At 48.8% G+C, this 24291-nt stretch carries 18 protein-coding genes; 4 read left to right on the forward strand and 14 right to left on the reverse strand.

The genetic code is table 11. From position 1 onward, the window contains the following. Nucleotides 1-74: 74 nt before the first annotated feature. The 11 genes from LACZS1_RS13500 to yycF form a co-directional block, all read right to left on the reverse strand. Nucleotides 75-1688 (reverse strand): MFS transporter, encoded by a 1614-nt coding sequence (locus LACZS1_RS13500; RefSeq protein WP_306402872.1) that lies wholly within the window; start codon nucleotides 1686-1688, stop codon nucleotides 75-77. 30 nt (nucleotides 1689-1718) lie between these two features. Next, nucleotides 1719-3764 (reverse strand): glycosyl hydrolase 115 family protein, encoded by a 2046-nt coding sequence (locus tag LACZS1_RS13505; protein ID WP_070651554.1) that lies wholly within the window; start codon nucleotides 3762-3764, stop codon nucleotides 1719-1721. Nucleotides 3765-4275: 511 nt separating this feature from the next. Beyond that, nucleotides 4276-6102 (reverse strand): heavy metal translocating P-type ATPase, encoded by a 1827-nt coding sequence (locus tag LACZS1_RS13510; RefSeq protein WP_010490529.1) that lies wholly within the window; start codon nucleotides 6100-6102, stop codon nucleotides 4276-4278. A gap of 564 nt (nucleotides 6103-6666) precedes the next feature. Continuing rightward, entirely contained in the window at nucleotides 6667-7107 is a 441-nt protein-coding gene (locus LACZS1_RS13515; RefSeq protein WP_010490528.1) for an Hsp20/alpha crystallin family protein, read from the reverse strand. A gap of 295 nt (nucleotides 7108-7402) precedes the next feature. Further along, nucleotides 7403-7807, reverse strand: a complete 405-nt coding sequence (locus LACZS1_RS13520) for an iron-sulfur cluster biosynthesis family protein (protein ID WP_070651556.1) — start codon at nucleotides 7805-7807, stop codon at nucleotides 7403-7405. Between the two features lie 593 nt (nucleotides 7808-8400). Further along, on the reverse strand, nucleotides 8401-9735 hold the full coding sequence (locus LACZS1_RS13525) for a S1C family serine protease (RefSeq protein ID WP_070651558.1): 1335 nt from the start codon (nucleotides 9733-9735) through the stop codon (nucleotides 8401-8403). A 195-nt stretch (nucleotides 9736-9930) separates the two neighbouring features. Next, nucleotides 9931-10749 carry an MBL fold metallo-hydrolase gene (locus LACZS1_RS13530; protein WP_070651560.1) on the reverse strand — a complete coding sequence of 273 codons (819 nt, stop codon included), beginning with the start codon at nucleotides 10747-10749 and terminating at the stop codon, nucleotides 9931-9933. A 68-nt stretch (nucleotides 10750-10817) separates the two neighbouring features. Beyond that, a complete protein-coding gene (locus LACZS1_RS13535) occupies nucleotides 10818-11615 on the reverse strand; it encodes a two-component system regulatory protein YycI (protein WP_070651562.1) in 798 nt (265 codons plus the stop codon). Between the two features lie 63 nt (nucleotides 11616-11678). After that, nucleotides 11679-13088 (reverse strand): YycH family regulatory protein, encoded by a 1410-nt coding sequence (locus tag LACZS1_RS13540; protein WP_070651564.1) that lies wholly within the window; start codon nucleotides 13086-13088, stop codon nucleotides 11679-11681. After that, a complete protein-coding gene (walK, locus tag LACZS1_RS13545; RefSeq protein ID WP_010490516.1) occupies nucleotides 13078-14988 on the reverse strand; it encodes a cell wall metabolism sensor histidine kinase WalK in 1911 nt (636 codons plus the stop codon). Before walK ends, LACZS1_RS13540 begins: the two co-directional genes overlap by 11 nt. A gap of 15 nt (nucleotides 14989-15003) precedes the next feature. Continuing rightward, nucleotides 15004-15717 carry a response regulator YycF gene (gene yycF / locus LACZS1_RS13550; RefSeq protein WP_049169559.1) on the reverse strand — a complete coding sequence of 238 codons (714 nt, stop codon included), beginning with the start codon at nucleotides 15715-15717 and terminating at the stop codon, nucleotides 15004-15006. Between the two features lie 335 nt (nucleotides 15718-16052). Between yycF and LACZS1_RS13555 the strand changes: the two genes are divergently transcribed. The 4 genes from LACZS1_RS13555 (at nucleotide 16053) to argH (ending at nucleotide 20911) form a co-directional block, all read left to right on the forward strand. Further along, nucleotides 16053-16727, forward strand: a complete 675-nt coding sequence (locus LACZS1_RS13555) for an alpha/beta fold hydrolase (RefSeq protein ID WP_047106818.1) — start codon at nucleotides 16053-16055, stop codon at nucleotides 16725-16727. A gap of 94 nt (nucleotides 16728-16821) precedes the next feature. Continuing rightward, a complete protein-coding gene (locus LACZS1_RS13560; protein ID WP_010490508.1) occupies nucleotides 16822-18270 on the forward strand; it encodes an ABC transporter substrate-binding protein/permease in 1449 nt (482 codons plus the stop codon). Between the two features lie 24 nt (nucleotides 18271-18294). Beyond that, nucleotides 18295-19515 (forward strand): argininosuccinate synthase, encoded by a 1221-nt coding sequence (locus LACZS1_RS13565; protein ID WP_070651566.1) that lies wholly within the window; start codon nucleotides 18295-18297, stop codon nucleotides 19513-19515. Then, on the forward strand, nucleotides 19508-20911 hold the full coding sequence (argH, locus tag LACZS1_RS13570; RefSeq protein WP_070651568.1) for an argininosuccinate lyase: 1404 nt from the start codon (nucleotides 19508-19510) through the stop codon (nucleotides 20909-20911). The genes LACZS1_RS13565 and argH overlap by 8 nt, the downstream gene beginning before the upstream one ends. A gap of 404 nt (nucleotides 20912-21315) precedes the next feature. Here argH and LACZS1_RS13575 read toward each other — a convergent pair whose 3' ends face one another. From LACZS1_RS13575 to LACZS1_RS13585, 3 genes are read right to left on the reverse strand one after another with little or no spacing between them, the layout of a single operon-like run. Then, a complete protein-coding gene (locus LACZS1_RS13575) occupies nucleotides 21316-22422 on the reverse strand; it encodes a DUF871 domain-containing protein (RefSeq protein WP_070651571.1) in 1107 nt (368 codons plus the stop codon). A gap of 17 nt (nucleotides 22423-22439) precedes the next feature. After that, entirely contained in the window at nucleotides 22440-22859 is a 420-nt protein-coding gene (locus LACZS1_RS13580) for a DUF3284 domain-containing protein (RefSeq protein ID WP_070651572.1), read from the reverse strand. Nucleotides 22860-22900: 41 nt separating this feature from the next. Beyond that, nucleotides 22901-24262, reverse strand: coding sequence for a PTS sugar transporter subunit IIC (locus tag LACZS1_RS13585; RefSeq protein ID WP_070651574.1), 1362 nt, complete (start codon nucleotides 24260-24262; stop codon nucleotides 22901-22903). Nucleotides 24263-24291 lie beyond the last annotated feature (29 nt).

Here is a 24291-nt window from a genome sequence, read left to right on the forward strand (position 1 = left end):
GAATTCAATGAGCTCGAAAAATGGCTTCTGCTGGACAACACCACCTCCTTAAAGGATGCCAACTTCAAATCCTATTAAGCTTTAGTTGATGAATCATTCGGTGTTGTTGGCTGTTGATCGTTGCGACGCCAGAATTCAATGGAATCATATGGCACACCGGTCAACTGTTCGCAAATCCGTTTGGTGTCGGGTTTGACATCTTTCATACTGCCACCTTTTTGCAAACGGGTTAATTCAGCAGCCAAAACATTGAATGTCTTCTTGCTGAGGTGGAACCGACTTGCAAATAACATTGCAATGATGATCATAATACCAACGCCGCCAGAAACAATGAATAAGATCATGTTGGTGGCACTTGCCGGCTGTGAAACCGCACCGCTTGTGGATTGACGGAAGCCGGAAAAATCAAGCATATAACCCACAATCACTGAAGCTAAACCTTGGCTGATTTGGTTGATGAAGACCATGACCGAGGCAAATAGTCCGGCACGATTCTTTCCTGTAACCAAAGTATCAACATCAGGAATGAATGGAAAGACATTCCACGGAACAAAGTAGAGAATATACAAACCAATTTCATAAAGCAGGGTACCAACAATCAACCAGATCATGACCCCTGCTGGTTTGGCTAAGCCGATGAACGCCCAGTCAATAGCACTGATCAAAATCAGCGAATAACCGAACAGGTATAGAGCTCGCGGTGAAATCTTTGTAACAATATAACCCGCTAAAATCGTAACTGGCACCGAGACGATACTCAACGATTGCAACATCCCGGAAACACTTGTTGTTTTGCCAACCACAAAGACGATGTAATAAACAAACGTAGTGGACCAAACAATAGCAGCAAAGTAAGAACTCAGATAAATGCCCATGTGCGTCCGGAAACTTTTAATTCTAAATGTGGAGAAGTAGTTACGAAGTTCCGACTTGAGCGAACTCTTCTTGCCGCCATTATCTTCAAGTGCTTGAGCTTGTAATTTCTTGGCTTCCTTTTTAGTGACAAAGTGTTCCCAAGTAGTTTTATAAGTAATGACGATCAAGAAAAAGGTTACAACCGAGAACATCACTTGCATAATCAGATATGGTACCGGTGAGGTTTTTGGATAGAACCGGAACAACTGAGCAGGAACGAATTGGGTTAACATGTTGCCCAAACCGGCAATGACCATCCGGACAGTTGACATCGTTGTCCGCTCGTTATAATCCTTGGTCATCTCGTTTGGCAGTGTTTCCCAAGGAATCTGGAGCACTGACATTAAAATCGTAGTAATCACATAAGTAATCAGATAGTACCAGTAACTCATTCCGGCAACCCAGAGCGTAATCGCGAATAATACGGAGGGCGCTGCAGCTAGAATGAAGATATGACGCCGACCAAACCTCCGGCCAATCTTGAACTTGTAAATGTTATCGGAAATATTACCCATAACCAGAGAAGCAATCGCATCAGCAACACGGCCAATCAGGAAAATGGTCGCACCTTGGCCTGCTGACAAACCGCAAAACGTGGTATAGAAGAACAGTAGCCATGCACCAACCAGTCCCTGCATGGAAATACTGAACATCGAAAAAACACCGAATCCTAGTGACCGGCCGATACCGATCTTTTTGCCACGCGAATGGTAAATTTTCTTCGAGGCGAATTCGTCCCAACCATCGTGGACAACGGCTTTTTTATTTTCCATTGTTTTTTCCTCTTTCACACTTTCAATTTATTATTTTTCATCAATCAATTGTTCGCGTAACTTCTTCGCAATTTGGTCATCCGACAGCGCCAGGTGCGTATTGGACAGCAGCATAACCCGTGCATCTGCCGGTTCCATCAAGTACTTGCGTTCCCATTGATCTTCGTCCGGACCGTCACCCAAGACGCGTAGATACGAACGTAGGCGGCGTAACTTGACGGCGTTTAACTCGATATTGGAGTATGCGTCATTGTGGAAGAAATCAACCCACTTAGGAGACGGATTGTCACGCCGCAACCGCATGATTTCATCGTTGGCCCGAACCGCTTCATCAGCACCCAAGAACGCATGAACAATCTCAGCCTTCTGGTAGTGACGATAAGCTTCAATGCTGGCACGCAAGGCATGCAGCGAGCAAGCGTGAACGGCGATTCCCATGAGCATGTCATTATAGAAAAGCCGCTGCGGCTGTTGACCCATGATGTCGGCGTAAACCTGAACCGCGCGACGATACAACCGATCCCATGCTGCGTACTTAGTGTCGATTAATTGCGTGACTTTGGTCAGTTGATCATCTAATGAAACATCACCTGTCAACCAAACCATCTGTTCAAGTTGCGGGTAATGACCCATCCATGCTTTAACAACCTTTCGGATCAGATACGTTGCGAATTCGTCGCCGGCTTTTTGATCATCATGCGGACCATATTGAATAGGCGACTTGAAATAATCTTGATAAATGTCTGCAATCTCTTTTTGCGCCTCGGAATAATAATGGTTGACATAGTCTTTGATGATCTCATCTTCGCTGCGAACCTGAAAATCACGGCGCCAGGAGCGGGCAATTTCGCGGATGAATAGAATATGCGGTTTAACATTGCCGACATTGATCAATTCCAACGTATCCATGTTCGCTTTTCTGACTTTGGCAATCTCTTCCCCGACAAAATGCGGACTGTTCGGCAATAATGTCAAAAAGCTGGATGCCTGCAAATCATGGAAGGTAACATGATAATAAATCCCGCGGGCACGATGCGCTTTGTTAGGAATCGTCAAAACCGGTGACCGTGGATCATCATCCCATTGCCGCCGCGACACCATTTTGCCATAGCCGTTGTCGGCCCAGATTTCAATGACATCTTGTGGCAACTTCAGCAAACCTTTATTGAACAATCCGGTTAACTCACCATAGATGCTGACAGAGCATTGAGCGCCTGGATCAAGTTCCTGCACCATATCATATTGAAGCTTGATGGTGTCATTGATGACTTTCGCCTTTTCTTCGTCTGTCCACTCGTGCGTTGTGTCGTCTGCCCAGAATGGCCGGTCGCCTTGGCCACGGAACCCTAAACCGTAAACAACTTCATGGCCGCGTTGTTCTAAAATGCTGTCGCGCCAGAGCTTTTTGAAGAGATCGGGATACTTCAGATATGAAGCTTCCAAATTTGGATAAACCCGGGCAAACATCTCCGCGCCAAGTGGCTCAGCATGATGATGCGCAATAATTAAGCCCATATCCCGCGCACCGGCACGATGGAACCGACTCTCTTTGTCAGTACCGGGTACGATCAGGTTGCCGCCGACCCGCAGCAGCGTTTCGTAAATCCGATCCCACACATATGCCTTTGACTCATGATCCTGCCAATCAGCTATTAAAAGTTCGTCATTGACAAACCAACCACGATACTTGGTTTGAAAGTCCGGTAAATGTTGACTGAAGTCTGACCAGATGACAGTTGGCTGCTTTTGAATTGGTGTATCCATAAAATACCAAAAGTCATCAATGCCCAGAACCTCACGGGAAACAGCTAACGCACCATACATCAAGCCGCGGGTTGTTGCTGCGGTGATTTCAACTTTTCGCGGACTGACATCATGAATTGCAAACGCGTCAGGGACTTTTTGATCTGCATCAGGCTGCAAGACCAAGTCAATCTGATTTGTATCAGCTTGATCAGTTGTGACCCGCTGAATATCACGCTGCAAAATATCGACGGCATTTTTCAAAACCGGATCCGCCATATTGTCCGTAATGACACTTGTGTTTCTGGAAATAACAAATGTTTGTTTTGCCATACACAACTCCTTCTCTCGGTAAAACCTGCTAAAGAAACTCAATACTGCAAGCACCCGTTGTCATAAGGCACTCGCCAACTTCTGCGATCTGATATATTAGAACCTTAATTACAAGATGATTGTAGCGCTTGCAGTAACCGCTTCCAATAAACTACTTTCTGCAACCATTGAACTAGTTACTGTTGGTGAGCGTGAGCCGGCGCGCTTAGGGGCCGTGGTGTAAGTGGCCTTGGGCGTGATGGCCCGGTTTTGGCCATTGCGACCAAGGTCCTTACACATAGGCCCCTGCGCCGGCGAACGCGTTATAGAACACGACAGTTCAACACCTAACTTCCAACAATAGAAAAAAACTGCCCCCAACTTGCCCCTCCCTCCAAACCTTCTCGCCCGCTAACGTAAAAACCAACCCCAAAACAAAAAAGGCCAACCGCCTCCGCGAATAATCGCGAAACCGATTGGCCTTTCACCGTATACATACTGCTAAAATCTATATTTTCCTATCAAACAACCATCAAGCCCGAGCTTCTGCCCGAACCGGATCGACCAAAGCCTGACGATGCAAGCCATTCCGAGCACGCAGCGCGTACAAAATGGTCACCGTATCAACGACTTCCTGCAGCATCGCGCCAATGATCGTCGGGATAACCCCGAAACTGGCGATGACCATCAAACCGGTACAAATCGCAATCCCGATGAGCACGGACTGCTTGGCAATGACCATCGTTTCTTTAGCGATCAAAGTGGCTGCAGCAACCTTAGCCAAATCGTCACGTAACACAACGGCATCGGCAGATTCACTAGCTGCCGTTGCGCCGTGTGCGCCCATGGCAATCCCGACATCGGCAATCGCCAATGAAGGTGCATCGTTAACCCCATCGCCAACCATGACAACCGGCCGGCCATTTTTTGGCAACTTGTCCAAAACTTCAATTTTTTGTTGTGGCAACTGTTCTGCATAAACCTGGTCAATGCCGACTTCTTCAGCGACTTTATCGGCAATCGACTGCTGGTCACCGGAAATCATGATCAAGTTAGCATCATTCAATTCGTGCAGCTTGGACATTGTTTCCTTTGCTTCTGGCCGAATCTGGTCAGAGAAGGTAATGGCACCGGCGTATTTACCGTCAACGTTGACATAAACCGCCGTCGTATTGATCGTATCCGTTGTCCCGGCAAACTCTGCTTTACCGACCTTAACCTTGTGACCATCAACCGTCGCATTCACCCCGAAACTGGTAGCTTCGGAAACATCGGTTGCTGGCAGACGATCAGCCACCGGCACAGCGTCGGTCAAGGACCGTGCCAAAATGTGGGTTGACTGACCTTCTGCACTAGCCGCCAAATTCAACAATTCATCTTGTGAAAAACCTGCTTGTGGCAAGATCGCCGCCACTTTTAAAATACCGCGCGTCACCGTACCGGTTTTATCAAAAGCAAACGTCCGGGCATCGCTTAGCTTTTCAAGCGTGGTGCCTGACTTGACGATAATCCCGTTACGACTGTTGCGACTCATGCCGGAGACCATCGCAATCGGTGCCGCCAAAATCAGCGGACATGGCGAAGCAACAACCAGCACTTGGGCAAACCGAACCGGATCGCCTGACAAGTACCAGCCCAGACCGGCAATCACATAAGCGATCAACGTGAACGGTACCGCATAGCGATCGGCCATCCGAACAAAATGCGCCGGCCGTGCTTCTGATTCCTTAACTAATTTGATAATTCCTTGATACTGACTATCTTCGGCCCGTTGGGTAACTTTAACGGTTAATGCAGCATCACCGTTGATTGTCCCGGACATGATATCAGTACCTGCGTTTTTGGCAACTGGTTTAGACTCACCGGTTAAACTGGCTTCATCGACCAAACTCTCGCCTGCCAAAACCGTACCATCGACTGGAACAACTTCCCGCGGCTTAACCAAAATCGTTTCACCGACTTGGACCGCATCAACATCAACATCTTCAACGTGACCATCAACCATGCGATGAGCCGTTGTCGGCGCATTTTCCAATAATTGTTTCAATTCGCTGCTGGCTTTTGTCGCAGCAAAATCTTCCAACGCATCGCCACCGGTTAACATGAGCAACACAATCATCGATGCCCAATATTGCCCGACTGCCAACGTTGCGACAACTGCCGTAATGGCTAATAAGTCCACCCCAAAGTTACCGGACCGAATTGTTTTCACCATGCCCCCGAACATAATCAAGGCGATAATCGACCCCATCACCGTGATTAGCCCCTGAGCAATCAATGGCTGTTTTAATACGAACGCAAAGACCAGCGCAACGGCACTTACAGCGAGCACCATCATTAACTGCCAGTTCTTCTTCATTGTTGCCACTCCCTTTTCCTAAGTACCTTAATTATAACCATTACAATCTGAAAAAGCAATCTTTTTTAGAACGAATATAATCTGGCTCGGAAAATGTTTTTCATGCAACGTTCAATTCAGTTTGGACTAACTTACTGGAAAGATCCGCGTTAAAACCGCGTCCTATTGCTGTTTTAACGGCAATGATGAACATGGTTTATTTTTTGGCATCCCTACTATTTAACTTCCATTATACGCCTTTGCAGGTGAAAGATTCGCGGATTTAAGCTTATTTGTGCGTCAATTTCACATGGGATTGGGAATGATTTGAAAGAATCCGCTGCCAAGATGGTCGCTGAATCTTACGCCTGCCGCTTCTGTTTGCTATAACGCGCTCCCCGGCGCAGGGGTCGGAGTGTAAGGACCTCAGTCGCAATGGCCTAAGTTCGGGCCATTACGCCTGAGGCCACTTACACTCCGACCCCTAAGCGCGCCGGCTCGCGCTCACACCAAAAAAAGGCTCCCACCGATTTTTTCGATGGGAACCTTTGGTGTGAATCGTGTTGCTAGGCAAACAGATCCGAATTAGTCAATCGTGATCTGATGGTTGCCTTCCTGATCACCTGTCAACTTAGGCAGATCAATCGTCAAGACACCATCAGTGACTTTAGCGCTGATCTTACCCTCATCAACATTTGGCAACCGATAGCTGCGGCTCATCCGACCATAGCTGCGTTCAGACATCAGCATGTTGCCTTCGTTGTCTGAATGATCGGCTTGCTCTTCATGCTTAACCGCAACACTCAGAACGCCATGATCGTAACTCAGATTAATGTTTGGCTTCTCGATACCGGGAACATCCACCTTCACAACATATGACTTGTCATTTTCCTGAATATCCGTTTTCAGCAGGCGACTGCTATCACCACCACGACTCGGCGTGAAGCTGTCAAAAATATGCCGCCCTAAATCATTGAAGAATGGATCATCCAACCAATCATTGCGCCGCATAAGATCATTAGCCATCATCGAAAACTTCCTTTCTTAGTAAAGGTGAGCGCGAGCCAGCGCGGTTAGAAGCCGAAGTATAAGCGGCCTTGGGCGTGATGGCCCGGTCTTGGCCATTGCGACCAAGGTCCTTATACGCAGGCTTCTGCGCTGGCGAACGCGTTATGGACATTGACATCATTACTGTTCCCTTAGAACACCTAAAGTATAACACAAAAATTAGCACTCGTCATGTCCGAGTGCTAATTTTGTTCTTCTAACCTTTGCTAACTCACAGTTTCTGCTCTTGGTACTCGCAACAACGATTCGCTATTTAGCAAATCTTGCCGCCCAAAGATTTCATTTCTTCACGCCGCTTGTCATCGGTTTGCGGTTTTGCCGTCACGTGGTTCAGCGTTACCGCGCCGTCCAAAATGCCGCTATCATCGCGCAAGGCTAACGAAGCATTCTTGAAATCAAGTGTTAGCCCGCTGCCGAAATAATCCGTCTCCGGATCACCGGTCGTTAAGTTGAAACCGGCGTCGTTTTCTAGCGGCAGTGCATAATCCTGATCGTCCGTATCCGTCACGACAATTTGGTACTTATTGCCAATGGCACAGGAACCGCCTAATTTGGAATACTTACTCGAACCATCATCCAATGCCAGGAACAAATGTTGATCCTTGGCAACATGGTTGTTCAAATAAGTCACAGCAGCTGGTTTGATCGTGATCTTCATGTTGGACCATCCTTTCAAATACATTGTGCACAACTTATTTACCATCTTTATCGTAGCCAGTTTGTCACCCAAAGTCAAATTCGGAGTTTTTCGCAATCAACAACAGGTTGTCCACACGGGTTATCCACATGTGCGCAACTTGACACCCAAAATATAGTATGAAGAACTGAAATTGACACCAAATAGACGATTCGAAAAATTCAAGTAAAAAATTTTTCGAACGCAGTCATCCACAGTTTTTAATCGTTCGATTTCACAAACTTCAGCGCACCAATCCCGCTCCCACGGCTGGGAACAAACGTTTTGTCACAAGTCAAAAAAGTTTATCCACAAGTTATCCCCAGATCGGTGGACAACTTAATCACACCCGAAAATCTTAGTTATGAACAGTATCCACAGAGTTATCCACAGGTTGACAGGCACTTTTACCAAAAAGTTACCCACTCTTGACAAAACTTTTTCTTGAACTTTTCCACAGGTTATTCGCTAAACTTTCGTTAAAATTTGGGGAAACCGCTTCCGACTAACTACGCAAATGAGTCGAAAAAATCCCCGATCAAGAACCGAACATTCTCAATCGGGGATTTTCTAATTTAATTCTTTAAATCGCTGGTCGTCTGAGTCAACTTAAATGAAACGGTTTGTTGCTGACCTTCGCGATACACGGTGAGCTTAATCGTATCGCCAACCTTGTGTTTATACAGTTGCGTGTGTAACTCAGCTGTGTTGGTAACATTGACGCCATCCAGTGCGGTAATGACATCATACTTCTTCATCCCTGCCGTCTTGGCGCTGCTGCCACTGGTAAAGCCGGCAACCACGACGCCACCGGTGATGCTAGATGGCAGTTTCAAGACTGACTTTTGCTGCGTGGCTGAAACGGTGGATAAGTCGCGAACCTCGACGCCAAGCGCCGGCCGAACGACTTTGCCGTTTTGCACTAGCTGGTTGATGATCGAAACCACTTCGTCACTTGGAATCGCGAAGCCCATGCCTTCGATCGTGGCACTGTCGGAACTGCTGCTGGAACTGCCGGATAGCTTCATCGAGTTAATCCCAACGACCTGGCCGGCTAAGTTAATCAGCGGGCCACCGGAGTTCCCTGAGTTAATCGCGGCATCGGTCTGAATAACCGTTGCTTGGCCGGTTGTGTTGCCGTTACTATCTGTGACATCAATCGTTCGGCTCTTGGCACTGACAATCCCCTGGGTCACGCTGGTCGCGTATTGTGAACCCAGCGGCGAGCCAATCGCTAAGACGGTCTGCCCGGCTGAAATCTTACTTGAATCGCCAAAACTTGCAACGGTGGTAACCTTGCTGCCATCAATCGTCAGAACTGCTAAGTCAGAGGTCGAATCGGTGCCGACTAAGCTAGCCGTCAACTTGGTGCCATCGCTTAAAATGACCTCAAGTTTATCCGAGCCGCTAACCACGTGATTATTCGTGACAATATAGGCTTTGCCGTCTTTCTTTTGGTAAATCACACCGGAACCTTCGCTGGCTTCTTCCAGGCTTGAAGAACTGTTACTCGAACTGCTGCTCTGTTGGTTACCTTGACCAAAAATACCTTCAAGGCCGCCAAAAGTATCAAGGCCATCACTGTTACTTTCGGCTTTTTGCATATTCACAACGGAGACAACGGCACCTTTGACTTTAGCAAAGGCCTGCTCCGAGGCGCTGCTTTGGTTAACCGAGACATTAGAGATTTTTGTCGTCCCTGCCTTGCCGGAAGTATCGGTCACGCCAAGACTGGCATTGTGGTTCATCGCCCAGTAGGCGGTCCCACCACCAACACCGCCACCGATCAAAGCAGCAACAACCGCCACAATCGCAATCAGTTTCCAGCCGCTATTCTTCGGCTTCTTCGGCCCCCGTTGCGGTTGCTGATCTTGCGGTGTCTCTTGAAAGTTATGACTTCCATTATCCATAACTTGATCCTCCTTGTGGGCAATTCTAACTCACCCTGTTTACAATCATTATTGTAAGTGGCGATTTTGACGAAATTATGAACAACATAGGGCTTTTTTAAATCAACGCAGACCGGTAATAAAAAAGCGGCCAACCCTGCACAAGTCGTCTGCTTTTTCTTACCAACTGCTATCCGAAACACTGCACCAATCATCTCACACAACGAACAACGGATCAGCGATGGCCGGATCAGCATCATAAAGATGAAAATCGTGATCAACCGCGAGCCCTTGTTGTGCCAATAACGAGGCAACGGTTAAATGAGCCAGCGGTTTATTATTATTATGTGGCGATAGATGTCCGAGATAAATTCGCTTGGTGCGCAAGCCAATCACATCCATCAGCGCATCGGCACCGTCTTCATTAGACAAATGCCCCTGATCGCTCAGAATCCGTTGCTTCAACGGCCATGGATATGGACCGGTCCGCAACATTTCAAGGTCATGATTGCATTCCATCACATAAGCATCGGCATCGCGAATCGTCCCGGCCACCCGATCCGACACATAACCGGTATCAGTCAGGATCGTGAAAGTCTTGCCATCATGGTGAAACTGATAAAACTGTGGCGCCGCAGCATCATGCGAAACGCCAAAGCTTTCAACATCCAGATCGCCTAAAGTCAGCGTGGCCCCCATATCAAAGAGCCGCAACTGATCTTCTGGAATCTTGCCGACGCTTTTCGGTAGCGCCGCAAACGTCTTGGCATTGGCGTACACACTAATTTGCGGATAACGTCGCGCCAAAACGCCGACACCGCGCACATGATCGCTATGTTCATGCGTGATGAAAACACTGTCCACATCGGTCAGATCCCGCCCGATGCTTTGCATAAGCTTCTCAATTTTCTTACCAGACAAGCCGGCATCAACCAGCACCTTGTGACCAGGCGTTTCAATGTAGGTTGCGTTACCGGAACTGCTGCTGGCAAGGACACTGACACGCATCCCAAAATCTTCGCCCACGATCAACATCTCCCAACTTTACCATTCAGCTGACTACCTATTTTGGCAACCAGCCGTTATCGCTTTACATTCTAACACTAATTGTCACTGCGATTCTTCATAACTGTCCGCGTAATCGCGTTGACGCGTTTGACCGTCACATTTCCGGTTGCCCGATTTTTAACCCCGATATACCAAGCAGGCACATAAACCGTGCTGCCTTTTGCATCGAGTAGGTAACTATAGGCTAACTTAGTCGACACAATCGCCGAATTGTTTGGAATATCGTTGTCCCGATATAGGGCGATTACGGCGTCCTGCTCACTCATTAAATTCAGGCGATCCCGCAACACACTCAACTTAGACAGGTACGTTTGGGTATAACTCACGAGGCGATTATCGTTAACATGCAAGATCACCGATGCGCGCCGATCATAAATCAATCCGGCTTTAGGATGCTGGGCAAAAACGACCCGCTCATCATTAGAAAGCGCCGGCGCATATTCATACTCTTTGCCGTGATAGACGTTGTTTTTAACAAATGTTGCCAATTGCTGTTGTTCCTGGTTTTTCTTCAGGGTAATCGGCTCATCCAAACTCGCCTGCAGCTCTTGATAGTCGCCTTCGCTAATTGTTACCTGCTGCTTCACCAGCAGACTGCGCGCCGCTGACAAGGCGGTGTTGGCTTGGCTGGCAAGATAATCGCCTTGAGGTGTCTTTTTGCTTAAATGCGGCAACTTAATCTGATCGCGGGTAATATCGGTAATCGTCGCCGCATCCCCGCTCTTAATCGTCGCCAGATCGACTTGTTGGGCCTGAAAATAACTAATGCCCAAAAAAATATTCAAGCCAACAAAGACAACCAGAAAGATCCATTCAATTCGTCGAAAATCCACAGTACTCACCTCCTGAGCTGAGCGTGAACCGGCGCGGTTAGAAACCGGAGTGTAAGCCTTCAGTCACTGCGACGCCCCCGAATCACTCGAACTGCCAGCTGTCGCATCATTACTTGGGGTTGCCGTTTGGCTGCTAGCAGCACTAGAAGAAGATGCGCTGCTATGATTCAACCAACTTTGATAGTCGCGATACTCGCCCTTCATCTCGACATAATACGTTGGCTGCAAATCAACCACCTGCTGATCATTACTGCTGCCAGTCCACTGATACCCAACCAGAATATCCGTGATCTGACTCGCGTGGTAACCTGCCGCCACCAACTGATTCACAACCGTAGCAGTTGCCGGCAAGGTTTGCGCAGGCTGGTTGGTCGGAATCGGCACCGTCAAATTGGTATTGGAAAAGTTAATCTCCTCAGACGTCTGCGTGTACCGAACCGTCACGTCGCCTTTTTGATCGGCATTAAAAATCGGAAACCCTTGCGCATACGTTTTATAAATGACAGAGCCGCGACTCGCATCATACTGGAAATACCGCATGCTGGACAGATTCGTCATCTGCAAGGCACTAAGCCCTTTGAACGTCGCATGGAAGAAATTAGCTAGGCCATTATTGGGAAAAGCTGCCGCATAATTTTCAAACTCAATGGCACCGGTCGTCGAATCAGCGGTCATCCGGCGAGTCGACCCGGCCGTATACAGCGTACTATCACCGATTTCACGGGCATCCACATTGCTGGCAGTTTTAGACGGCATCAATAAGGAAACATAATAATTAGCACTTTGCTGATCCATCAGATACGCATACGGCTGCAATTTAATCGGCTGGGTGAAAAAGGCAACCTCATTACCGCTCAGGCGTTTTTCTTCAATTGGAAAAGCCTTGGTGCTCCGCCTTTTAACTAGATTTTCTAACTGTCCGGTCGTCACATTCGTCAACTTTGCTTCATAAACCGTGCGCGTTGCATCATTAATGAACGTCAGGCGATTAGCGCCAGTCTCCAGATTCAGCAAGATGCGATTAAAATGAAAATCACTCGCTCTTAGCTTTGGCTGTTTGTTGAAATACCACTGTTCAAACTGTTTAAAACTCATCACGTCTTGGTAAATCAGCTGTAAACTGTCGTCCTGCTGCAAATAATTGTCATAATTAGTCGAAGAAACCTTGCCAATCGTTTTGATTTTCGTCATGTGCCAATCAGCCATGGTTTGGCGTACCTGACGACTCATATTGGCATTGGCTTCCATCAGCAACTGCTTTTGACCACCATGCGTGTAGTAAACCTGATTCGGCAGATAAACAGTTCCTTCCAGCTTTTTAACGTTCGGGTCGTTCTCGGTTGTCACCTGCACATTCGATGTATTGCGCCGTTCTTGCCGTGAAGGGTTCCGCCAAATTAGTGACGTGAAGACGAAGCTCAAAATGACCATGGCAATCAGGCTGACCCGCAAAATCCAATTACTAAGCTTCATCCCAGTCATCCCCTCCGTCTGTGATCGGTTCGTAAGGCAATGAAATGTAGAAGGTACTGCCGCGACCTTCTTGGGAATCAACCCAGATGCGGCCATGCAAGGCTTCGACAACTTCCTTGGAAATCGCCAAGCCTAAGCCGGTGCCGCCTTGTTTGCGTGAGCGCGCCTTGTCGACCCGATAGAAGCGGTCGAAAATTTTGCCCAGATCCTGGCGCGGAATACCCAGACCCTGGTCGCTGATGGACAAAATCACGTGGTCATGCGTCTGGAACAGCCGAGCCGTGATCACACCGCCATCCGGACTGTACTTAATCGCGTTATTCATAATGTTATCGATCACTTGCATAAACTTATCGGTATCAATTTCAACCCAAAGATCTTCATTGGTAATTTCCCGTTTAATCGAATAGCGTTTCTTATGACCATCAGGTTGCGGCAACGGCTGGGCAGTGCGCGCCTCACCAGTGTGTTCGTTGTCGGTCTTAAGCATCATGTCAAACCGATCCAGTACATAATTGAAGAATTCGTTGAGATTAACGGTTTCCAGATTAAACTTACTGGTGCCGGAATCCAGCCGGGACAAGCTCAGCAGATCGTTAATCATCCGAATCATGCGATCCGTTTCCTCTTGGGTCACGTTCAGAAAACGCGGTGCCAACTTCGGATCTTTCCAGGCACCATCACTCAGAGCTTCAATGTAACTGCGTACCGACGTCAGCGGCGTCCGCAACTCGTGCGAGACATTCGAGACAAATTCCTTCCGATCGCGATCAATCTTTTGCTGCTCGGTAACATCATGCAAAACCGCAACTAAGCCGGAAATAAAGCCAGTTTCGCGTTGAATCAGGCTAAAATCCACCCGCAAAATCAGGTCATGATCCATTTTTTCTGAAAAATCGAGTAACAACTCGGTTTGATGCTCCAGCAAATCACGTAAGGTGTAATCCTTGGCAATGTTGAGCAGTTTCAAAATCGAGACGCCAATGACATCCTCATTTTTGGTGTTGAGGAAGTTTAAGGCTGTCTGGTTGATGATAATGACGTTACCACGGCGATCAGTCGCAATCACGCCGTCGGTCATATGCGCCAGCACACTGTCCAAGCGCCGGCGCTCCGCCTCAGATGCTTCCTGGGCTTCTTCAACCCGGACGCTCAGATTATTGACCGCAACCGCCAACTGACCGAGTTCGTCCTGACCATAAATGCGCACTTGCCCGGAATAGTCGCCGCGGGCCATGCGAATCGCCTGCTTCTTCATTTCGTCGATCGGCCGCGTAATCGCCCGGCTAATGACAATCGAAAGCAATGTACCCAGTAACCCGGCAACCAGACTGGAAATCAGGAAAATGCCGACAATCTTATTGATGCTGTCATAGGCCTGTTCCATGGATGCCGAAATCGCAATCGCGCCGATAACCGAGTTGTTGTCACCGGTGGCATTCGGATTCTTAATCGGAATCACTTTGTAATAAGTCGAACCGGTTCGATCCCGATACTCGTAGCCTTCATATTGCTGACCTGAGTACAACGTATTTTTAATGTTGGAATTAGCTGACTTCTGGCCCACATTGGTTTGGGCATTAATGTCACTGTCGCCGCGAATCGTCCCTTTTGAATCCACCACCTGTAAATCAGCTGAGTTGGCAATATCTGCTTGGCTCAGCGTGCTTTTGATATCATCATTGGCATTATCCGTATCAGTGCGCAACAAATCCGCGGCCAGCTTATCCTGAATATAGCTGTCCACGTTCACACTTGTTTTAAACTGCTCGATGTTTTGTTGCTCCAGGGTCTTCACAAAATAGGCCCCGATCATTTCCAGCGTCACGACCAGCAAAAGAATAAAGACGATCGCGATTTTAAAATGAATCGACTGAAAGAAGCGAATCTTTTTATTCAAGAGTGGTGCTCCTAATTATTCAGCATCAGGATTCCGCAAATAATAGCCAACGCCGCGCCGGGTCACCAGCCATTCCGGATGGGACGGATTATCCTCGATTTTTTCGCGCAACCGCCGAACGGTCACGTCAACTGTCCGGACATCACCAAAATAATCGTAACCCCAGACGGTTTGCAGTAAATGCTCCCGGGTCATGACCTGACCCAAATGGCGCGCTAAATAGTGCAGCAATTCAAACTCGCGGTGCGTCAGTTCGATATTTTCGCCACGTTTCGAAACCGTATAGGCATCCGGATGAATCGTCAGATCGCCGACTTGCAGTTCGCGATTGGCCTCATCCTCTTCGTTATTGGCGGCGCTTGATGCTGAGGTTCGCCGTAAATTGGCTTTCACGCGCGCGACTAATTCACGATTGGAAAATGGTTTGGTGACATAATCATCCGCACCAAGCTCCAGTCCTAAGACCTTATCAATTTCGGAATCTTTTGCAGTCAGCATAATAATCGGTGTGTCATGTTCTTTTCGAATTTGTCGGGCGACTTCAAGCCCATCGATTTTCGGTAACATCAGGTCAAGTAAAATCAAATCGGGTGATTCTGATTCAACTTTCTTTAAGGCTTCTTCGCCATCATAAGCGGTTACGACATCGTAACCTTCTTTATCCAAATTAAACTTGACGATATCTGAGATCGGCTTCTCATCGTCAACGACCAAGATTTTTTTCGCCATCATCGGCCCTCCTTGGTTTAAGATACTCTTCTATAGTATAACGGTTTTGTAAGACGAGTGCGACCCGCCTGCTGTGTGGCAGCGGCAACTCGCGTCAAAGCCGCTTCTGTCGCTTGTTTTGCCCTATTTTTAAATTTCGCAAAAGTTGACGTCTGCCCCTTGTTTTAGGAGGAATGCGCCGGCTCGCGCTCACCATAACGCGTTCCCCAGCCTAGAAACCTGCGTGTAAGGACCTTGGTCGCAATGGCCTAAGCCCGGGCCATCACGCCCAAGGCCGCTTACACTCCGACTTCTAACCGCGCCGGCTCACGCTCACTTTCTTTAGGAGGTTCCCTATGTTCTTCTATCACAACGATCTAAAACTCTACTATCACAAAAGCGGGCACGGGCCGGCGATTGTTTTGCTGCATGGCAATGGCGAGGATCATACGATTTTTAGCGACTTGATCACTTACCTGGCGCCGCATTATACCGTGATTGCGCTTGATAGTCGTGACCACGGCCAGAGTGCCCGCACGGATCAGCTTAGTTATGATGCCATGACGGAAGATGTCGCCGCGTTGATCAGCGAGTTGGCACTGCAGCGACCGATTATTCTTGGGTTTTCGGATGGCGGCATTGTCGCTTTGCTGCTGGCGATTCGGCATCCGGAATTGGCGGGTGCCTTGATTGTGGCCGGTGCCAATCTGACGCCTCAGGGGTTGCGGTGGTATTCCCGGATTCTTTTTCGGATTGCTGCCGGACACCGACCTTCGCCTAAGCTTGCCATGATGCTCCATGAACCGCAAATCACGCCAGCTATGTTGCACACCATTTCCGTGCCGACGCTGGTGCTGGCCGGAAGTCGCGACTTGATTGCCCGCAAAGAAACCTTCACCATTGCCACGCATATTCAAAATGCCGAGCTGCATATCCTCCCCGGCGAAACCCACAACTCCTACATTCGCGATAATACCAAGCTTTGGCACCTCATCTCTCCGTTCCTGGCCGGACTTCGCGCAACTGACTAAAAATGAATTAATTTTGCATATTTAACATTTTCCTTGCATATTCATTGAAATGAGTATATATTCAGTCCATAATCATTAGCGAGGAGTGAGTCATATGCGGGGAATCAAACATTGGGCAGTTGCCATCATTGCACTTTTAGCCATGCTCATTGGCTTCACCGTTCAGCAACCGACACCAACTGCAGCTGCCAGCGATGATCTGGCAGCGATCCAAAAGCGCGGCTATCTGATCGTTGGCCTGTCTGCCGATTATGCCCCCTTGGAGTTCCATGCGACATTGAATGGAGCCGATACCATCGTCGGCGCGGATATTTCCATGTCCAAGCAGATTGCCAAGGATATGGGCGTGAAGCTGCAAATTAAAGAAATGAACTTCACTGCCCTGATCGGCGCACTGAAAACCGGCAAAATCGATTTGATTGTCTCCGGTATGTCCAAAACGCCGGAACGGGAGAAAGAAGTTAATTTCTCGCAACCATACCTATACGAAACTCAGGTCATGGTGATTCGCAAAGCCGACAAAGCCAAGTACAAATCAATCGCCGACTTTTCCGGTAAGCGGGTTGGCGCGCAGAAACAAACCACGCAGGAGCAGTTAGCCAAAACCCAACTGCCTGGCGCAAAAGTCACGAGTCTCGACAAGGCCAATGACGTCATCGCCCAGATTTCTTACAACAAACTGGACGCCGGCGTCATGGCAAGCACCATTGCCGATTCATATGTGGCCCGTACGCCGAGCCTAATGGTGTTGGATCCGCATTTTGCCACCGACAAAGCGCCGACTGCCATTGCGGTTAACAAGCAGTCGCCGGCACTCCTTGCGCAAGTCAACAAAACCATCAGCAAGGTCAAAGGCGCCAAGTATAAGCAGTATTTGCAAGCCGCCTACAAACTGCAGGATCAGAATCAGGGCTTCTGGGCTAAATACGGGAATTACTTCATCCGCGGCGCGATTTATACCTTAATTTTCGCCGCGTTAACCGTCTTCTTCGGCACCATCATCGGCACCTTGCTGGCGTTGATGAAGCTCAGCCGCAATTGGCTCGCCAAGGCCATCGCCAATGTCTACATCGAATTCATTCGCGGCACGCCATTACTGGTTCAAGCGTTCATCGTTTTCTTCGGCACGCAGATTCTCGGATTGGACCTTAGCGCCTTTATTGCCGGTGCGATTGCGATGGCCATCAACTCCGGCGCTTATGTTGCTGAAATCATCCGGGGTGGGATCAACTCTGTCCCGGTTGGTCAAACCGAAGCAGCTCGTTCGCTGGGGCTGCACCAACGCCAGGCGATGCGCTACGTGATTTTACCGCAAGCCATGAAGAACATCTGGCCAGCGCTCGGGAACGAATTTGTCACCGATATCAAGGAAAGTTCAGTGCTGTCCGTCATTGGCGCCACCGAATTAATGTTTGAAGGCACGGTCGTTCAAGGCGCTTCGTTCAAGCCATTCCTGCCGCTGGTTGTCGTCGCCATTTTCTACTTCATCATGACCTTCACCTTGTCGCGTTTGTTACGTTTAATCGAAAAGCGGTTCAATTAGAATTAAAAAAGGAGATATTCATTTATGACAGAAAAAATTGTATTAGCTTACTCAGGCGGCCTTGACACGTCCGTTGCGATTCCTTGGTTGATGGATAAAGGATACGAGGTCATCGCCGTGGTTTTAAACGTCGGCCAGCCGCATGCCGATTTTGACGCGATTCAGCAAAAGGCGCTTAAAGTCGGCGCGATTGATTCAATCGTCGTTGATGCGCAAGACGAATTTGCCGATCACTATGTCGCACCGGTCATCAAGGCTAATGCATTATATGAAGGCGACTATCCCCTTGTCTCAGCGTTATCCCGTCCTTTGATCATTGAACACTTGGTCAAAATTGCCCACCAGCAAAACGCCACCGCGATTGCCCACGGTTCCACCGGCAAAGGCAACGATCAGGTCCGTTTTGAAGCGGCGATTCACGCTTTGGATCCCGATATGAAAATCGAGGCCCCGATTCGCGATTTTCACTGGTCACGTGAAGAGGAAATTGACTACGCCAAAGAGCACAACGTTCCGGTACCGATCGGCAAAGCATCCCCCTATTCAATTGATGCCAATCTTTGGGGCCGCGCCAATGAAGCCGGTATTCTCGAGAATCCTTGGAATCAGGCGCCTGATGATGCTTGGGGCATGACTGTCGCTCCAGAAGAAGCACCTGACGAACCGACTTTTCTTGATCTGACCTTCGAACAAGGTGTGCCGGTTGCCTTAAATGACGAGCACATGCCGCTAGCCGCCATGATCAAAAAGCTCAATCAAATTGCCGGCGCAAACGGCATCGGCCGGATTGACAAAATCGAAAACCGGCTTGTGGGCATCAAGTCCCGCGAAGTTTACGAAGCCCCGGCCGCTGCCGTCATCATGGCCGCCCACCACGACCTAGAAAATCTGACGCTCGAACGCGACGTGCAACACTTCAAGCCAACGATCGAAAACAAGCTCACGAACATGATTTACGAAGCCCAGTGGATTTCACCTTTGTTCGACGCCTTAATGGCCTTCATCGATCAGACGCAAGCGGTTGTCAACGGGACAGTTAAAATGAAACTGTACAAAGGCAATGCCGTCGCTGTTGCCCGCAAGTCCGCGCACAACTCACTCTACGATGAAGATCTGGCCACCTACACCAGTGCCGACTCCTTCGATCAGGAAGCAGCAGCCGGCTTCATCAAACTCTGGACCTTGCCGACCACCGTTTTCGAGCAGGTCAACCACGTTCACTCCGAGGAAAAGCAACATGACTGATAAGCTATGGGGCGGGCGTTTCACCGAAAAAGCCGCGCACTGGGTCGATGCTTTCGGCGCCTCCATCGGGTTTGACCAACAAATGGCCAAAGAAGATCTGGAAGGTTCCTTGGCCCACGTCAAAATGTTAGGGAAAACCGGCATCATCCCACAAAGTGATGCTGACAAGATTACTGCCGGCCTGCATCATCTGCAAAAAGAACTGGCCGCCGGGAAGTTGCATTTTACCGTGGAAAATGAAGACATTCACCTCAACATGGAGGCGTTGCTCACTGCTGAAATCGGTCCGGTTGCCGGCAAGCTGCACACAGCCCGTTCACGCAATGACCAGGTTGCCACCGATTTGCACCTCTGGCTCAAACATCGCCTGCCGGAAATCAAAGAAGCCTTGACCAATTTACAAACGGTTTTGGTCGGTCAAGCCAAAGTCCACGCCGCCACGATCATGCCCGGCTACACCCACATGCAGCACGCCCAGCCAATCACCTATGGCCATTATTTGTTGGCGTATTTCGAAATGTTCCAGCGTGACTGGGAACGTTTTGACTTTACCCAAAAGCACACCGACATCTTGCCATTAGGTGCGGCCGCACTGGCTGGCACCACCTTCCCGATCGATCGCACATTGGTCGCCAAGGAACTCGGCTTTGATCAGCTGTACCATAACAGTCTAGACGCCGTATCCGACCGGGACTTCGCGCTTGAATTCCTCAGCAACAGTGCTATTTTGATGCAGCATTTAAGTCGGATGGCCGAAGAACTGATCTTGTGGTCCACGTTTGAGTTTAACTACATCGAACTCGGCGATGATTTTTCCACTGGCAGTTCGATTATGCCCCAAAAGAAAAACCCGGACTTCGCCGAACTCATTCGTGGCAAAACCGGGCGGGTGTACGGTGCTCTAATGGGACTGCTCACCACCATGAAGGCGATCCCGCTGGCCTATAACAAGGACATGCAGGAAGACAAGGAGCCGATTTTTGACACCTACAACACCATTCTCGGTTCGCTGCATATTTTCACCGGCATGCTCAGCGATCTCACCGTGCACGAAAAGCGCATGGCTCAAGCCACCACGCATGACTTCAGCAACGCGACCGAACTCGCCGACTACCTGGCCACAAAAGGCGTTCCTTTCCGCCAGGCGCACGCCATCGTCGGTGAACTCGTGCTAAAAGGCATCAAATCCGGTACCGCCCTGCAGGAAATGCCACTAAGCGAACTCCAGCAGGCCGCACCGCAAATCGAAAACGACGTCTACGCCGAACTCACCTCCAAAGCCGCTGTCAATCGCCGCACGTCACTAGGCGGCACCGCCGTCAGCAACGTCTTGAAAGAAGTGGCCCGAGATGAAAAAATTATCGCGGCGCATGAGAAGGAGCAAGCGTCGCAATGAGTTGTTACATGACTTTTATTTTTAAATAAGTACGATACAGCAGTCTTAGGAAATCAACTCTCTGCCGCGCCAAACTCCGCAATCTCCGGCGGGGACTGGGCTGGAACGTGGTGGGCACGACTTTGAGCCTCTGCAAAACCGGCAGGGTCTCAAAGCTCGGCCTTGTACTACGCCGGGAAGACCACCCGGCTAGTACAATCTCACCACTGAGCCCGTCCCCGCCTACAATTGCTCCGCTTTGGCACTAAAATCTTAAGACTTCTGATGAATTGTCCATGACGAAACAAATGGCGAGCAAAAATCCCACTATTGGAATTGATGTTCGCCATTTTCTTATGGTTGTGGATTATGTCTCATCCTTATTTTTATAGTATTGCTGTAAGTTATAACTAAACGTTTTTACTTCAATCACTCAATTCACGTTTTTCCAACACAAAAGTCGACCAAGGTTTAACCAGCTCCAAAAAGCCGAGGTCATCCGCACAGATACGGCCAATCCGATTCCGCTGGCCGTCATCCTTGAATGGGGTCAAAACGATTTGCAACTCGCCTTTGTACCGGCCATAAGCTGAATTCACCACCAGAATATCCCCGCGCTCAAATGCTTGACCATTGTCATGAGCGGGAATATCTGCCGTGCTGTACGTAATACGTGTCTTGGTATCCCGCAACAGATAAGCCGAAGCATCTCCGCGATAAAGATGTGGCGCAGCAAAGGCAATCTTTTCCTCAATTGGCGTCATGCCAGCCAGCATATCGGCATGCAGCACCGGATACGGCGCCAAAAAGGTTGCGGCGACTGCTTTAAGTTCCGCCTCACTGGCAAAGGCGTTGCCGATGATCACATCGTCAATTTGACCCGTCAGCACCAAATGACTGGTTTGACTGGCAATATCCCGATGCCGGTCACTTTCCATCGTTGGTAACCCGTCATGAATCGGCCACGGCCCGATTTTTCCGTTAGCCGACGACACAAATGCCGCTGTGTGCAGTCCGTAATGGCGGTATTGCTGCGAATATTCGCCGAAAATGGCATCACTCAATCCGGTGAAGGCTTGCGGATAAAAGTTATGGCAGCCGATTAGGTTATCGCGATCAGGATCATAGGCCATGATACTCGCCAGATAATTGGTCCCCCGGCTCATATTCAGTTCGATTTTCAAGCCATAGGGATTATGCGTCATCCGCGCCTCTTCTGCCCCGGTAAAACCTTCATCCAGTCGCAGTCCCCATACATGGAGATTCTTGAAAAAGCTGAGATCATCATAACTGATCTTCAGTTCCTTGAACAACGCCGGATTGATATCCACGATCGTTTTAAACCCAAGCTGGTTAGCATAATCAATCGTTTGGCTAAACTTCGCCAACAAATCCTCCCCGTCTTCGCCCAAAAGCTGCAAAAGCGAGGTGAAAATGCGGCTATAGCCATAGTGATGGGCCAGATCGAGATAGGCTTTGTTCGCCTCGAAACTGCTTTGATCCGGATAAAGCGAGATACCTAATCGTTTCATTTCACAAAAATCCCTTCTTAGCTAAAATATTGTGCAGCCATTTGGCGCGACATCTTTTTAAAGCGATGCTTGCGTTGCCAGTTTAATAAAAACCCGGCTGTGCGATTATTAGCTTTGCCTTTAGCGGTTTTACCCTCAATTGTTTCAGTATAGTGCAGCATTGTCTTGTGATCACCGAGATCGCGTAATTGATAATCCACCTGATAATGATCGCGTTCGGTGTCAAGCTCATACGCGTAACGCTGATTGGCGATGGCATGTGTGATCGTCAGCTTGCCGGTCATGCCATTGGCCCACTTTTTCTGATACGTAAAGCCATCCAGACTGCCTGGCAGAACTTCCCGGCCGGTGTGCGTTTTGATATCTGCCTGAACGGACCGAATCAGCTGGCCGTACATGAACGCTGCCGGCACTTTGAACATCATTTGAATTTCCAATTAAAAATCACCTCTCTGAGCACCATGACGTGTTTGTTAAATCAATCATCAATTTGCGCGGGTTTGATGCGGTTGGCGGCCTTGACAAATGGCACGTAGATTAAGAAGCCGACCACCATATTAACCAGCTGCAAGACTACTGACCGCCAATCCATGGTTGCCACTAAAGCATTTATAAATGGCGGCAAGGACCAAACAATTTGCGCTTTAATTGGTGAGACGAGCCCATTGACAACAGCACCATAAGCGATTGAGACCATCACGACCGGCGCCAAAATGAACGGAATGAAGTAAATCGGATCAAGCACGATTGGCATCCCGAACATGACTGGTTCGTTGACGTTAAAGAACCCAGGGGCAATAGATAACTTGGCCACTGCCCGTTGATCATCACGTTTTGAAAACATCAGGATGGCGATTAACAGCAGCAATGTTGAACCGGCGCCACCAATCCAAGCATACAGATCAAAGGAGTTACGGGTCCATAAATATGGTAGATCTTGCCCTTTTGAGAATGCGTTGATGTTGGCAATTTGAGCCGTCAACCAGATACTATCAAGCACCGGCCCCAACACATTGGTCCCGTGAATCCCGAAGAACCAGAAAACCTGAACCAAAATGGTCATCAGCAGCACAGCGCCATAGCCTTGACTCAAGCCCAACAGCGGTTCCTGCAAGACTTTAGCAATAAACTCGATCACCGTGGTACCAAACTGGGTGAAAAGATAATTGATAATACCAACGCCGTAAAGTGCGACTGCGGCAGGTACAATACCGGTGAAAGCATTGGCAACAGCCGGTGGAACCGAATCCGGCATTTTAATCGTGATGTGCTTTTTCATGAGCCAGATATAAATCGTTGCAGCAATGGCGCCCATCAGCATGACGGTGAAGAAACCGTACGCGCCAAAGAATTTACCAAAGTTGAAGAAGCCCCACATGCTGACGTCTTTACCGGAAACAACGGCCCCGGCATCGGTCAGGGTTTTGACAGCCCCTTTTGCCAAGCCGGCTTTCAAGGTCAGGGTAAAGTTTTGCGGCAGGCTCATAATGAACGTACCCAGCGTTACGATCCCTGCCGTCACCGGCTCGACCTTATATTGAACCGCCAGTTGATAACCGAACGTAAACGAGAAAATCAATCCGAGAATGGCCAACGTTCCCGTCCAGACAACCGCGTTAATCCCGATCAGCCACTGCATCGAATTGACGAATCCGGTCCAGCCGAATTGCGTTGGAATATCCCGAATCAACGCATTCAACACAGTCGAAATCGCTCCGGCCATCATCGCCGGCATGATAGCAATAAACGCATCACGCAAAGCGACCAGCCAGCGAATCGACCCGATCCGCGCCGCGATTGGGACAACATGTTTATTGAGCCAATTGATAAGCTTATTCATTATTTACACCCCTCAAATTTTTTGAGCGT

The organism is Lacticaseibacillus zeae subsp. silagei (assembly GCF_030770335.1).
GTDB lineage: Bacteria > Bacillota > Bacilli > Lactobacillales > Lactobacillaceae > Lacticaseibacillus > Lacticaseibacillus zeae.

Coding starts and splice junctions, on each gene's coding strand:
- LACZS1_RS13500 (WP_306402872.1), bottom strand. CDS start 1,688: ATGGAAAATAAAAAAGCCGTTGTCCACGATGGTTGGGACGAATTCGCC.
- LACZS1_RS13505 (WP_070651554.1), bottom strand. CDS start 3,764: ATGGCAAAACAAACATTTGTTATTTCCAGAAACACAAGTGTCATTACG.
- LACZS1_RS13510 (WP_010490529.1), bottom strand. CDS start 6,102: ATGAAGAAGAACTGGCAGTTAATGATGGTGCTCGCTGTAAGTGCCGTT.
- LACZS1_RS13515 (WP_010490528.1), bottom strand. CDS start 7,107: ATGGCTAATGATCTTATGCGGCGCAATGATTGGTTGGATGATCCATTC.
- LACZS1_RS13520 (WP_070651556.1), bottom strand. CDS start 7,807: ATGAAGATCACGATCAAACCAGCTGCTGTGACTTATTTGAACAACCAT.
- LACZS1_RS13525 (WP_070651558.1), bottom strand. CDS start 9,735: ATGGATAATGGAAGTCATAACTTTCAAGAGACACCGCAAGATCAGCAA.
- LACZS1_RS13530 (WP_070651560.1), bottom strand. CDS start 10,749: ATGTTGATCGTGGGCGAAGATTTTGGGATGCGTGTCAGTGTCCTTGCC.
- LACZS1_RS13540 (WP_070651564.1), bottom strand. CDS start 13,088: ATGAAGCTTAGTAATTGGATTTTGCGGGTCAGCCTGATTGCCATGGTC.
- yycF (WP_049169559.1), bottom strand. CDS start 15,717: ATGGCGAAAAAAATCTTGGTCGTTGACGATGAGAAGCCGATCTCAGAT.
- LACZS1_RS13555 (WP_047106818.1), top strand. CDS start 16,053: ATGTTCTTCTATCACAACGATCTAAAACTCTACTATCACAAAAGCGGG.
- LACZS1_RS13560 (WP_010490508.1), top strand. CDS start 16,822: ATGCGGGGAATCAAACATTGGGCAGTTGCCATCATTGCACTTTTAGCC.
- LACZS1_RS13565 (WP_070651566.1), top strand. CDS start 18,295: ATGACAGAAAAAATTGTATTAGCTTACTCAGGCGGCCTTGACACGTCC.
- argH (WP_070651568.1), top strand. CDS start 19,508: ATGACTGATAAGCTATGGGGCGGGCGTTTCACCGAAAAAGCCGCGCAC.
- LACZS1_RS13575 (WP_070651571.1), bottom strand. CDS start 22,422: ATGAAACGATTAGGTATCTCGCTTTATCCGGATCAAAGCAGTTTCGAG.
- LACZS1_RS13585 (WP_070651574.1), bottom strand. CDS start 24,262: ATGAATAAGCTTATCAATTGGCTCAATAAACATGTTGTCCCAATCGCG.